General features: G+C 51.4%; 9 protein-coding genes. 5 read left to right on the top strand and 4 right to left on the bottom strand.

Going from position 1 to position 12558, the window contains the following annotated elements:
- The first annotated feature begins 546 nt into the window (after positions 1 to 546).
- From NC979_RS18535 to dnaN, 5 genes are all read left to right on the top strand, one after another.
- Positions 547 to 3291 (top strand): non-ribosomal peptide synthetase, encoded by a 2745-nt coding sequence (locus NC979_RS18535; RefSeq protein ID WP_190516326.1) that lies wholly within the window; start codon positions 547 to 549, stop codon positions 3289 to 3291.
- Positions 3292 to 3920: 629 nt separating this feature from the next.
- On the top strand, positions 3921 to 5420 hold the full coding sequence (locus NC979_RS18530) for a phytoene desaturase family protein (RefSeq protein WP_190516324.1): 1500 nt from the start codon (positions 3921 to 3923) through the stop codon (positions 5418 to 5420).
- 96 nt (positions 5421 to 5516) lie between these two features.
- Positions 5517 to 5726 carry a hypothetical protein gene (locus NC979_RS18525; protein ID WP_190516322.1) on the top strand — a complete coding sequence of 70 codons (210 nt, stop codon included), beginning with the start codon at positions 5517 to 5519 and terminating at the stop codon, positions 5724 to 5726.
- Positions 5727 to 5753: 27 nt separating this feature from the next.
- Positions 5754 to 6278: a universal stress protein gene (locus tag NC979_RS18520; protein WP_190516320.1), complete on the top strand. Its 525-nt coding sequence runs from the start codon at positions 5754 to 5756 to the stop codon at positions 6276 to 6278.
- A gap of 1909 nt (positions 6279 to 8187) precedes the next feature.
- Complete coding sequence (dnaN, locus tag NC979_RS18515) at positions 8188 to 9318, top strand: DNA polymerase III subunit beta (RefSeq protein WP_190516317.1); 1131 nt, start codon at positions 8188 to 8190, stop codon at positions 9316 to 9318.
- Between the two features lie 255 nt (positions 9319 to 9573).
- On the opposite strand, the gene NC979_RS18510 is transcribed toward dnaN, so the two are convergent.
- From NC979_RS18510 to NC979_RS18495, 4 genes are all read right to left on the bottom strand, one after another.
- The gene (locus tag NC979_RS18510) at positions 9574 to 9906 is read right to left on the bottom strand and encodes a type II toxin-antitoxin system PemK/MazF family toxin (protein ID WP_190516315.1); all 333 of its coding nucleotides are present in this window, start codon (positions 9904 to 9906) and stop codon (positions 9574 to 9576) included.
- A 174-nt stretch (positions 9907 to 10080) separates the two neighbouring features.
- Positions 10081 to 10902: a lysophospholipid acyltransferase family protein gene (locus NC979_RS18505; protein WP_242023906.1), complete on the bottom strand. Its 822-nt coding sequence runs from the start codon at positions 10900 to 10902 to the stop codon at positions 10081 to 10083.
- Between the two features lie 84 nt (positions 10903 to 10986).
- Positions 10987 to 11814 carry a hypothetical protein gene (locus NC979_RS18500; protein ID WP_190516310.1) on the bottom strand — a complete coding sequence of 276 codons (828 nt, stop codon included), beginning with the start codon at positions 11812 to 11814 and terminating at the stop codon, positions 10987 to 10989.
- Between the two features lie 58 nt (positions 11815 to 11872).
- Positions 11873 to 12217, bottom strand: coding sequence for a low molecular weight protein tyrosine phosphatase family protein (locus NC979_RS18495; protein WP_190516308.1), 345 nt, complete (start codon positions 12215 to 12217; stop codon positions 11873 to 11875).
- Positions 12218 to 12558: the final 341 nt, after the last annotated feature.

Below are 12558 nucleotides of genomic sequence, written 5' to 3'. Positions count from 1 at the left end.
AGGCTTTGCGAGCTTCTCGTCCAGGTCAAACGCTTCCCTCTTGGCTGCCAATGTAAAGCCGCACCCCTCGAACATATGGCAGGAGTCACCACTTGACAATAGATAAAAATCTATAAAAAGAATAAGCTCAGCAAATAATCTAAGTTGTCGTTATTTTTACGTATTTTTCACGAGAATCTTTTCGTGCTTTACGCCTCTCTCATAAGGAGGATATTATACTGAAGCGAGTCATGTTAGTAAATTTGCCTATCGCTTGTCTTTAGGTAGACACGAAAAGAGCTGTCATTGTGCATTGGGCACGAATTAGGCGTTTTTGGTTTGCTGTGTACAAGTAATTGTATGGTATTTCAAATTCAGCGGTTTCTGTCGCTCTCACAGCATCTATGGCTAATTCTGTTAGTAGGTTCTAATTAGCAATCAATGTTCGATGACTTGCAATTATTTTTGTGCATTTACTGAAATTAGTTAGTCATCTTGATTCATAACTAATGGATTAATTCATGCCTAATGGATACAGTCTTTGGGTGCTTGGAGCTTAGTCAATAAATGATCTTAACGGGTCCTGGATCTAACAATCAGGAAAAATCGCAGCTGAACAGCCATCCTTCTCCGGTTGCAGAGGCTTGGGCACTACGCGAGAGATTACATCGGTCTAATTATCACAATCCCCAATATGATTGTGTTCATGAGTGGTTTGAAGCTCAGGTTGAGGCTACACCGCACGCGATCGCAGTATCTTTCCTAGAACAATCCCTCACTTGCCAGGACCTCAACGAACGGGCCAACCAACTTGCTCATTTTCTTCTGGCGCAAGGCCTGCAGCCTCAGGAATTAGTGGCAATTTCGATGGAGCGTTGCCTGGAACTGATAGTTAGCATTTGGGGTGTGTTGAAAGCCGGAGGTGCTTATGTACCGATTGATCCAACCTACCCGCAACAACGGCAGCAGTACATGCTGCAAAATTCCCAAGCCAATTTTTTATTGACACAAAAACACCTGATCCATGGGTTGCCAGACCATTCGGCTCAGGTGATCTCTGTAGACACCGATTGGGAAACCGCGATCGCACCCTACCCTAGGCACAATCCGGGACAACCTGTTCTCCCCGAACATCCCGCTTATGTGATTTACACCTCTGGTTCCACGGGGGCTCCCAAAGGGGTGAAGATCACCCATCGCGGCGTTATCAACCACAGTGTGGCAATAACCCAAGCATTTGAATTGGACAGCCGCGATCGCGTGTTGCAATTCTCCAGCATTAGCTTTGACATCATTGTTGAAGAGCTATTCCCTACGCTGCTTAATGGAGCCACGCTGGTTTTGCGGACAGCCGAAATTTCTACATCTATTCGCCAGTTCCTAGAGTTTGTCGCAGCTCGTGACATTACGATCCTTAATTTGCCCACTGCCTTCTGGCACGAATTAGTGAGTGGGCTAGCTCTTCTACAACTCTCGATACCTGCATCGGTGCGCTTGGTCGTCGTCGGTGGAGAAAAAGCCTCCCGGTTGGCCTACGCAGAATGGGTTCGCTTAGTAGGCCACTACCCCCGCTGGTTGAATACGTATGGTCCAACCGAAACCACAGTTACAGCGACCCTCTACGATCCTATCCAGTCTCAGTACCATCCTGATCAGGGCGAAATTCCTATTGGCAAACCAATTGCCAACGTCGAAGTCTACGTGCTCAATCCAGATTTAGAGTCAGTCCCCTTTGGCGAAGTAGGAGAACTACACATTGGAGGCCCTGGGGTAGCCATTGGGTATCATCAACTTCCCTCTCGAACTGCCGAAAAATTCATCCCCAATCCATTTACTGACGACCCTCAGTCTCGGCTCTACAAAACTGGGGATAGCGTGCGCTACTTACGCGACGGCAACCTGGAATTTATTGGGCGGGTCGATTTTCAGGTGAAATTGCGGGGCTTCCGGATTGAACCGGGTGAAATCGAAACGGGTCTGGAGCAGTATCCCTCAGTGCGGCAAGCGATCGTCCTGGCCCGCGAAGATGTGCCTGGAGAAAAACATCTCGTGGGCTACTTAATCGCTCAACCCAATCACACACTCAACCTGAGCGACATTCGTACCTTTTTGTGCCAAAAACTTCCTGAATATATGGTGCCAGCGGCTTTTGTGGAAATGGATACTTTTCCTTTGTCGCCGAATGGCAAAGTCGATCGCACCAACTTTCCTCCCCCTGATACACGCAACCAGGGTGAGACTAAACCCGTCGTTGCTCCTTCTAATTCCACTGAAAGCAAGTTATTGGAGATCTGGGAAACTATTCTAGGCATCACCAATGTCAGCATTACGGACAACTTTTTTGAATTGGGCGGCCATTCTTTATTGATTGCCCGATTGTGCCAGCATATCGAATATCATTTCAATCGATCGCTTCCACCCGCTGCAATTTTTCAGGCCCCAACAGTGGAACAACTAGCGAAATTCTTGCAGCATGATCAGGTGCCTGCCATGAATTCTTCCATGATTGTTATCCAAGCCGGAAATCCTGAAACAACATCGCCTTTATTTTGCATTCATGTGTTAGGGGAAAATGGTATTTTCCTCCGTCCACTGGTTAGTTACTTAGATCCTGCGCAACCCGTTTACGGCTTATCTGCTCAAATGCTTGAGCGCAAAAATGCACCCCCGAATCAAATCAAGGATCTTGCAGCATTTTATGTACAAGAGATGCGGATAGTCCAACCGGTAGGCCCATATTTCATAGCCGGAGTCTCATTCGGTGGGGAGATTGTTTTTGAAATTGCTCAACAACTGGTAAGACAAGGAGAAACCGTAGGGTTACTAGCCTTGTTGGACACCTTTGGCCCAGAAGATATCGGTGCAAAACTCGGAAGAGCATCATCCCACTTTGCTAATCTCTTCGACCAAGGCTTGCCCTACCTGCTGAATAAAGTGAAGCGCCGATGGAATGATATTTGGCAAAGTTTGTTGTATCGCTATAACAAGTTAAGTTTGAAGCTAGGCCAGAATTTGTCCTATGAACAGCAGTTCCTGATGGTTCTAGAAGAGAATAAGGCGGCATCTAAGAAGTATATTTACGAGACGTACCCTGGTAAGCTCACTCTCTTTCGGGCAACGGAAGAAATCTACTATTCCCAAGCTTACTTGGATGAAGGGTTAGGTTGGCGAGATTTTGCAGGCGGAGGGTTAGAGGTTCATGATGTACCTGGAGATCATGTGAATATGTTGCATGAACCCCACGTACAGGTATTAGCCCAAGAATTTGCTAATTGTTTAAGCAAAGCTCAGGCAAGTCAGCGCATTTCCTGAATCCAGTGAACAGCTTTCTTTCTTATAGCCAACCTAAATGGAGCATCAACAATAGCTAGGGTACATCCCACTTTTTCGAAGAGTATAAGTACTCAGGGGTTAGCTTAGTGCATCAGCGCTAAGCTAACAGCGTCCGTAAGCCGACAAACGTGCTCAGATCCAAGCCGATGTCGAACAGATCGTCGAACTGTTGTGCGAAGAGACGAACCCTGCGCATGTCAACACTCTCGAAGGGATAGAAGTCATCGCTCGAGCCTATCTACTGGAGTTGGTAGGCCTGACATTGGACATTTTTTATCCGTAGCAGCAACAGCGGCACGATGCGTGGGCGAGAGCGGCACATCTAAAGCATCGTCGGACCGTTAAATCTGAGTGAGCAACAGAGTCACCGACTGCGGTCAAGGCCTAAAGTCACTGGAGTCCTCTGGATAATGTGGGTAAGGTTCAACAGCAGCTTGTTGTCGTTGAAGCCTGCTTATCAGGGGATTGTGGACAGAGCAGTCAGCTATTCAGACCGGGATGCACCCCTTAAGATAGCTGGAACACTATCCTGGACACTCTGGTAGGTTTGGTTAGTGGTCCTCTGGGCAACCTAGCGTTAAGGTATTCAGCGCTGGATCGCATATCCCATGGCCCCTACTGCAGACATTATCATCATTGGCGCTGGCATTTCAGGGCTGGCTGCCGGGTGCTATGCCCAGATGAACGGCTACCGTAGCCAAATTTTTGAAGCCCACGATAAACCCGGGGGGTTGTGCACAGCGTGGCAGCGGCAGGGCTACACCTTCGACGCTGGCATTCACTACATCTTTGGCACTGGAGAGAGGCAGCCCTTCTACGAGCTGTGGCAAGAGCTGGGGGCGTTGCAGGGGGTAGAGTTTACCAACCAGACCGAATTCATGCAGATTCATGGCCCCCAGGGGGAGGTGCTGCGGGTGCACAGCCAGCCCGACGAGCTGCAAGCGCACTTGCTGGCTCTAGCTCCGGAGGATGCCAAGCTCATCGAAGGATTTTGTAAGGGGGTACGCACCTTCAAGGGCTTTGACCTGTCGATGTTGCAGCAAAAGCCCAAGTCGATGATGACAGCGGCGGATTGGGCGCGGTTAGGCAAGCAGGTGCTGCCGTTTATGGGAGTGCTGGGCAAGTGGAGTCAGCTCTCGCTGCGAGATCTGGCGGGGCAGGCGAAAAATCCGTTTCTGCGATCAGCGATGCCCCACATGTTTGCCTGGCCCGATGTGCCAGTGATGGTAGGCATGTCGCTGCTGGCTTACTTGGATAACGGCAATGCCGGCTCGCCAGTAGGGGGGGCGATCGCGTTTGCCCGCGCCATTGAGCAGCGCTATCTAGAACTGGGCGGTGAAATTCACTATTCATCCCCAGTGGAGCGCGTGCTGGTAGAGAATGACCAAGCCGTAGGGATGCGCCTGATTAGCGGCGAAGAGCACCGAGCAGCTCGGGTGATCTCTGCCTGCGACGGTCGCCGCACCATCTTCGACCTGCTCAAGGGCGAGTACGTCAATCGCCGCATCGAAAAACTCTACGACAGGCATCTGCCGCTGCACTCCCAGTTTCAAGTGTCGCTGGGAGTGAATATGGATTTTTCCCAGCGGCCCCATTGGGTGACGCATTTGCTGGAGGAGCCGATCGCGATCGCCAATCAGCCCCATGCCGAAATTGGTGTCAAACACTATTGCTTTGATCCATCCCTGGCCCCTGCCGGCAAATCAGTCGTGAGCCTTATGGTGACCACCCACTACAGCGATTGGCAAGGGAGCCATGTAGCCTATCCAAACCAAGCGGCGGAGATGCTAATTGAGCGCATGGAGGAGTTTTACACAGGCTTGGGGGCAGCTGTGGAAAACATGGAGGTAACCACCCCCCTCAGCTACGAAAAACTCACCGGCAATTGGCAGGGTGCCAGCTGCGGCTGGCTGCTGACCAAAGACACCCTGCCGCTGATGATCAAAGGCGTGCCCAAGCGCCTCCCTGGTCTAGACAACTTCTACATGGTGAGCCAGTGGACCGAGCCAGGTGGCAGTTTGCCCATCGTGGCGCTATCGGGCCGCAACATGATCTACGAAATCTGCCGCGAAGATGGACGCACATTTGAAGCCACCGTGCCGGGGTAGTGAAGGATTATCTTTGGCCAAAGATAATGAATTGCGATCGCACATCAAGCTTCGTTGCAGTCCTTTGCCCACCCCAGAACCCAGCAGGACAATGGAATGAAGAGGCCTGGTTGCCAAGAACCATCCCTTCATGTGCGATCGCACTGGGAGAATCACGCCATGCTGTTTCTCACTCCGAGCTACCACGACCTGTTGTATCTGACGACCGAACTTGGTGCATTAGGTCTAGTGCTACTGCTCTACTGGCTAACCTTTCGCCTTAGACCCCATCAGCCCGGCCCTAGACCGCGATCGCCTCACGCCTGATTCGCTTCAGTCATCGGGAGCACACCCATGTATCGCAAAATTTTGGTGGCCCTAGACAACAGCCCCGCCAGCGACGCCCTCTTTACTCAAGCCCTTGAGCTAGCCCAAGCCACTGATGGAGCCCTCTTACTGGTACACAGCCTGTCAAACCAGGAGGAAAGCAGTCCCTTGCCCATGTCACCCCGACTCGACAACATCTACTGGGCACCCGGTACCGAGCTCGATCTAGAGGCGTGGCGGCAAGCTTGGGTGCGCTACGAACACGAGAGCTTCGACCGTCTGCGTCACCACGCCGCCATAGCCAATACAGCAGGAGTCCCCGCCGAGTTTCGACAGCTGATTGGCAACCCCGCAACCGTCATCTGCAAAGCCGCCCAAGAGTGGGGAGCCGACCTCATTCTCATCGGCAACCGAGGCCGCACAGGCCTGGCCGAGCTGGTCTTAGGGAGCGTTAGCAACCACGTCATGCACCGTGCTACCTGCTCTGTGCTGGTGATGAAGACCAATGTCCTCAGCTCCACCGAAGCCCCTGCTACCGCTGAAGTTGCGTAATTCAAACTTCCCTCTGCGAGGCGACAGGTTTTTGCTCGTGCAAGAACCACAGACTGACTCAAGGGCATCAATTTGATCTCAGCGCCACAAAGATCCTCTTATGGGAAGAACTCCCTAAGAGGAACCGAGTTCTTTGGGCATACAAACATACGCGCTTGTGAGAAATGGCTGGTCTCCTATTACAAAAGGAACCGAGTAAAATCATCTCGCCAAAAAGCGAATACGGATCCGATTTAGCGAATAACTTATCTGTTAATAGCAACACAGAACAGTCAGCAAAAGGGCAAAGATTACCCCGTAGTAAGCGGATAGGATCCTAATTAAGCCGAATATGGATCCGATCTAGCGAATAATCTATCGATCAACAATAGGGCAAAACAATCATCAAAAGGACAAAGATTATTCCGCAATAAGCGAATGGGATCCCAAGAAAACAGAAGCTTGAAAAAGACGTAACAAATTGTGATCATTTCCTCAAAGTTTTCTGGGGAAAACGGCGTAAAAACCCTGGGAAATCTCTTCCTTTAAAGGGGATAACTTCTCTCTTTGGAAAAACATTAATGCTGTCGCTTTTGGGGGTGTGGAAATCTCAAACTTTTCTCCACCCCTTTTCCCCAAGGGAGTTAGTAGTGCAGCCTATACTCATTAAACAGTTCAGCGGTTATCCCCAGTTTTCACAGGCTCTACTATTACTACTATCTTTTAAATTTTTCTTATCCCGGAAGGCCGAGCTTGTTTAACAGGGCCAGCCCTGATGAGGTAAAAAAAGGGTGATAGGATGAGCACCAATTGAAAAGTAACTTCTTTCAAAAACGTTAGAAAGCCTCTGAAGTAAGGGATCCAGCTCTCCAAGATCCTCCAAAAGAGTGGTTCTGTACAGCAATCCATAACAAAAGGAAATTGGCCTATCTGGCGACACAAAGGCTCCCTCTGTGGAATAAATCCTTAGAGGAACTGAGTTCTTTTGGCGTACAAACATACGCATTTTTGAGAAATGGCCAATTCTCTTTTACACAAGAAACTGAGTAAAACCGTTCCGGCAAAAAGCGAATACGGATCCAATCTGGCGAATAATCTATCTGTTAACGGCAAGACAAAACAGCCATCAAAAGGGCAAAGATTATCCTCACAGAGATGAATGGGATCCTAAGAAAACTAAAAAACTATCCGATTAAGGAACTGAGTAAAATCATCTCGGCAAGAAGCAAGTATGGATCCAATTCAGCAAACAAATTATCTATCAACGGTAAGACAAATAAGAGGTGAATATGGATCCCATCTAGCAAATCATCTATCTGTTAACAGCAAGACAGGAAAGTCATCAAAAAGACAAAAATGACCTCGCAATCAACGAATGGGATCCTAAGAAAGCCGAATTCGAAGGAGGCCTAGAAAACTGCAATTTTTTCTTAAGTCCTTCTAAGGAAACACGCTGGGAAAACTCTTCCTTCAAGGGAATAACTTCTCTCTTGGGAAGACACTGAGGTCACCGCTTCCACAATTGTGGAAACTTTGGCCTTTTCTCCACCTTTTTCCCAAATGGTGTTAGCAGTGCAGCCCATAACAGTTAGACAGTTCAGCGGTTATCCCCAATTTCCACAGGCTCTACTGCTACTACTGTCTTCTAGGTTTTCTTCTTCTGGAAAGCAGAGCTTGTCTGACAGGTCAGAACTGATGGGGCAAAAAAGAGTGACGGGATGAGCACTCAATTGAGAAGTAACTGCTTTCGAGAACGCTATAAAGCTCTCGAAGTGGGGGATCCAGCTCTTCAAGATCCTATAGAAAGAGTAGTTCTACCCAGCAATCCATAACAAAGGTGAGATACTGCTAGTACGGAATTAGTCATTCTCACAGATAGATATTCTGTGCTGGCTTTCCTAATCGGTTGCGTTTCCTTCTCTCCGTTGCTATGAAGTTTATCTGCCCCCAGAACGAGCTGAGTGCCCAACTGTCTTCAGTTAGCCGTGCTGTGTCGTCGCGCCCCAACCGGCCAGTGCTGGCCAATATATTGGTCAAGGCCGATATTGAGAACCAGTCAGTAACCTTGGTGGGCTTTGACGAAGTGTTGGGCATTGAAAGCCGCTTTAGCGCCCAAGTAGAGGAACCCGGCACGCTGACGCTGCCCTCTAAGCTTTGGGGCGATATCGTTTCTCGCCTAGCCAACGAAGACATTACCCTAGAGTCTGAGGGCGACAGCACTACCGTGACGCTGACCTCTTCCTCTGGTCGCTACGAGGTGCGGGGCTTGAGTGCCGAAGACTATCCCGCGCTGCCCACAGTGGAAGATGGCGAATCGATCACTCTCTCTGCCGATGCGCTGCTCAGTGGGCTGCGCGGCTCGCTCTTTGCTACCAGCGGTGACGAAACCAAGCAGGTGCTTACCGGCGTGCACCTGCTTTCTGAAACCGATGCCCTAGAGTTTGCCGCCACCGATGGCCACCGCCTATCCGTAGTGCAAACCACGGACGAATCGGCCACGGATACCCCCTCAATGGATGTCACCGTGCCGGCCAAGGCCCTGCGCGAGCTAGAGCGCATGATTCAGGGCTATACCTCTAATGAGCCGGTGGCCTTGCGGCTCGATGAAACCCAGGTGTTGTTTGACCTAGGTCACCAGCGCCTCACCACTCGCCTGCTCGAGGGGCAGTACCCCAACTACCGGCAGCTGCTGCCGAAGCAGTTTGCCCGCCAGGTGACGGTCGATCGCAGATTACTGATGGCCAGCCTGGAACGTATTGCTGTGCTGGCTAGCCAGAAGAACGACATCATCAAAATTACCCTCAACCCCGGCAATCAGAGTATTGCCCTCTCGGTGGAAGCTCAGGAGGTAGGTAGCGGACACGAAGAACTGCCAGCCCAGGTGAGCGGCGATGAGCTCGATATTGCCTTTAACGTGCGCTACCTGCTGGATGGGCTAAAGGCGTTTGACACCACCGAGGTGCAAATGCAGTGCAATGCGGCAACTAGCCCAGCGGTGTTTGTGCCCCTGGGGGAAACTAAGATTACCTACCTGGTCATGCCTGTGCAGATTCGGGGATAGGTTGCCGGAGTCAATGGAGGTTCAGATTTCAGCGAGTGAACTGATAACTAGCGCGATCGCGGAGCTTATCTCAAACGAATTGGCGCTTGAGAGCAAAATTTGGGGTGGCGCAAGGAGTTCAGTAACCTACTGGCTGCGTTGAGTCTTTGTTTGCCACCCTGGAGTTTCTGAAAATTAACTATTAGCTGGTTGGTAGCATTGCCAGGTTAAGCTACACGAGCATTCCGCCTTGTGGTCAACCGCCAGCGTCGTCGCTCATCGGGTAATCCGTTGAAGGAACCGGATGCCGTCGAGGATCTCGACCACCCGTGCCTCGGCAAGAGTACCGATATAAGGACCGAGCTGGGTTTTTTGCAGCGACGTGATTTTGCCCGCCTCGACAAAGCTTCGCTTTGGGAGGCTGGCCTCGCCAGCTTCGAGGGCCACGTTGCCGGGAAGGCTGATGCGCTTGTGGTTAGTGGTCAAGGCGCAGGCAACGACGGTGGGGAGGTGGCTGTGGTTGAACAGATCGTCTTGCAGGATGACATAGGGGTGAGGAATGTGGGAATCCAGCGTGACCCAGTAAATATCGCCGCGGTTGATCAACATAGCTGTTCCTCTTCAAGTGCATCAGGCCCTTCGGGCGACTTCGGATGGCCATGCCTCAATCCCAGCTCCAGGAGACCCAAATCCTCCGGGGCCAACCAATTCCGATATGTAGACTATTTAAAAAATGGCTTTACTGGGAGAGGCACAATCCATCTATATCTAAGGCGTTTACGCTCATTTGCTACTGTGCTTAGCAATTAGATGGTTGAGGTCGTGCTGCATTTTATGGTGAACCTGCCGGTAGCAGGCATCGACGTAAGTGCGATCGCGCGCCGCCTCTACCCCATAGCGCTCAAAACAGATCGGTGCGCCGACATGGGTAGCGATAGGCCGAGGCAAGGGAATATTTGGCAGCGGCCCAAAGGCAATGCCCCAGGGCAGCCCCAGGTACACAGGAAATACTTCAGGATCTATGCCCAGCAGCCAGGGCATGCCCAACTCGTGGAGACGTTCTACGAGGGGATAGATGTCGGCCAGCACTAGCAGCGTTTCGTGGGCACCCCAAGAGACCACAGGCACAATGGGAATCTGGCGCTGAATAGCAATTTTGACAAACCCCTTACGATCGCCCAGCTGAACCTGATCGCGCTGATAGAAAGGACGAAAAACATCTTGCGCCCCGCCGGGATACACCAAAATGCTAGCACCGCGATCGAGGGCGGCTAAGGCTGTTTTGGGGTGGGCGGCGATCGCCCCAGCCCGTTCGGCCAGACTAGCCACGAGCGGGCAGGCTTGCCACACCTTGGGATGCATCAGCCCGTAGACGAGGCGATCGGCACCAAAGCGCCGCACCCAGTCGTAGATCATCATAAACATGTCGGGTGCTGACAATCCGCCATTGTGAGAGCCCACCAGCATGATCTGGCCTGCAGGAATCTGCTCCCACCCTTGGGTCTGCACACGAAAGTAATGCTCGTACAGCCAAGCCCAGACCGGTTGAAAGTTCTCAATAAATTTAGGATCGCGACGATCTAATGCCCAACCTGGGTTTTGCATCGGCTCAGGGCCGTAATTCCTCATTTATCGGTATTTCCTGACCGTACTAGGCGAATGCATTGTATTACTAAACGCCATTCAGAACTAATACGGAGCTTCAATGGCTTCAAACACCATGTCCTTGAAGTCAAACAACACAGTTTCGTTGGTCAATCCAGCTTTGCAGACCTGGGCGGCATAAAGCTTGCCCCCAGCCGCCCAGACGAGCCGTTGATGGTCCATCTCGGCCCACTCCCAGGTGGGGCAGGCCATGGCTGTGGTTGCGTCAGGGCCAATGAGTTCGTGCTCATCCCAATAGCAGCCCTTGCCCACTGGAGCGCCCACCTCTGCATGGGCAATTTTGCGCAGCGTCCAGCCTTGGCCGATTGGCTTCTCGAAAATGTCTTTGTCCTGCCACTGTCTAACCTTGATGCGATCGACCCAAGTCCAGCCATCCCGCAGCAGACGAGGGTAATAGACGCTCAAACACTCGCCACCGCACCCGCCCTCGGGTTGGTACTGGGTATCGCGTTGTAGAGATGGTGGGCAATGCGATTCTGTGTGGGCGTAGCAGCCGTTTAACCAGTATTTCGTCTTCCCAGTCCATAGGCCGCCCCCATGCCAGCAATCACCCTTCGGGAAAAATGCGATCGCCTTCAGGTAAGGCACTCGCGAAATTGCCGTCCACGAGCCCCGCGACTCCGACTGCCATTGACCGTTCATGGCGAAGTAGATGACGTGCTTACCGTCAGGTGAGATATCGCTGCGGCGCTCATAGATGCGGCCGCTGAGCCATTGACCGAGATGAAAGGTGTCGCGATCGCGATCCCAAAGCAGAGTCGCAACCCGCTTCGATGGCCCCCTGCGAATTACGAGGCCAACGGATGCTTGGCTAGCCAGCAGAATGTGAATACGTGGGGGAAAATGCGCCATGGTCTAACCGGGCTAAGGTCGAGGTAGCCAAAAGCTCACACTTAGAGCGGTGTATCGCCTACCTCTGTTCACTGCCCTTAAAGGTTCCCAATAGCGGCAGTAACTTTTGCTTTAGCAACTTTACTAAAGCTGGATCCATGTACCCATACTTATCGGGAATGTCTAGGCAAATCACCCGTTTCTGTTTGAGCCAAGGCTGAAACTTCTTTGAGAGCTGGCTGCGGTGAGACTGCTCCATGACAAAAATAATGTCTGCCCACTGCACAGCTTCGCTCGTTAACGGCATGTCTGCCTCTGGATTCAACCCAGCTGAATCCACCTCTAACCCGTCATACTCTGCAAATACGGCTTCAGCAGTCGGGCTGCGCAGTCGGTTGCGACTGCAAACAAACAACAATTTCATGGATAGCGATTTACCTGAATCAAGGAATTGCCTTTCTAACAGTAGTTGGGATGGCTCTCTCTGTGTTGGCTACATTTCACCAACAAAAAACGCCCCAGAAATCTGGGGCGTTTCATACCTTCATTCGACCTGTTCACAGGATGGGCAAGGCGTTAACCCCGCCCGAGTTTCACAATCTAGCCGTTGATTACAGGAGCCTGCAACGCAACGGGGGTAGCCTCACCGGCAGTAGCGAGGTCGAGGGGGAAGTTGTGAGCATTGCGCTCGTGCATCACTTCCATACCCAGGTTCGCCCGGTTGATGACGTCAGCCCAGGTGCCAATCACGCGACCCTGAGAATC

It is taken from the genome of Leptolyngbya subtilissima AS-A7, from assembly GCF_039962255.1.
Lineage (GTDB): Bacteria > Cyanobacteriota > Cyanobacteriia > Phormidesmidales > Phormidesmidaceae > Nodosilinea.
The sequence above is the reverse complement of the archived record's forward strand: the minus strand, read 5'-3'. Positions and strand labels throughout refer to the sequence as shown.

Coding starts and splice junctions, on each gene's coding strand:
- NC979_RS18535 (WP_190516326.1), top strand. CDS start 547: ATGATCTTAACGGGTCCTGGATCTAACAATCAGGAAAAATCGCAGCTG.
- NC979_RS18530 (WP_190516324.1), top strand. CDS start 3,921: ATGGCCCCTACTGCAGACATTATCATCATTGGCGCTGGCATTTCAGGG.
- NC979_RS18525 (WP_190516322.1), top strand. CDS start 5,517: ATGAAGAGGCCTGGTTGCCAAGAACCATCCCTTCATGTGCGATCGCAC.
- NC979_RS18520 (WP_190516320.1), top strand. CDS start 5,754: ATGTATCGCAAAATTTTGGTGGCCCTAGACAACAGCCCCGCCAGCGAC.
- dnaN (WP_190516317.1), top strand. CDS start 8,188: ATGAAGTTTATCTGCCCCCAGAACGAGCTGAGTGCCCAACTGTCTTCA.
- NC979_RS18510 (WP_190516315.1), bottom strand. CDS start 9,906: ATGTTGATCAACCGCGGCGATATTTACTGGGTCACGCTGGATTCCCAC.
- NC979_RS18505 (WP_242023906.1), bottom strand. CDS start 10,902: ATGCAAAACCCAGGTTGGGCATTAGATCGTCGCGATCCTAAATTTATT.
- NC979_RS18500 (WP_190516310.1), bottom strand. CDS start 11,814: ATGGCGCATTTTCCCCCACGTATTCACATTCTGCTGGCTAGCCAAGCA.
- NC979_RS18495 (WP_190516308.1), bottom strand. CDS start 12,217: ATGAAATTGTTGTTTGTTTGCAGTCGCAACCGACTGCGCAGCCCGACT.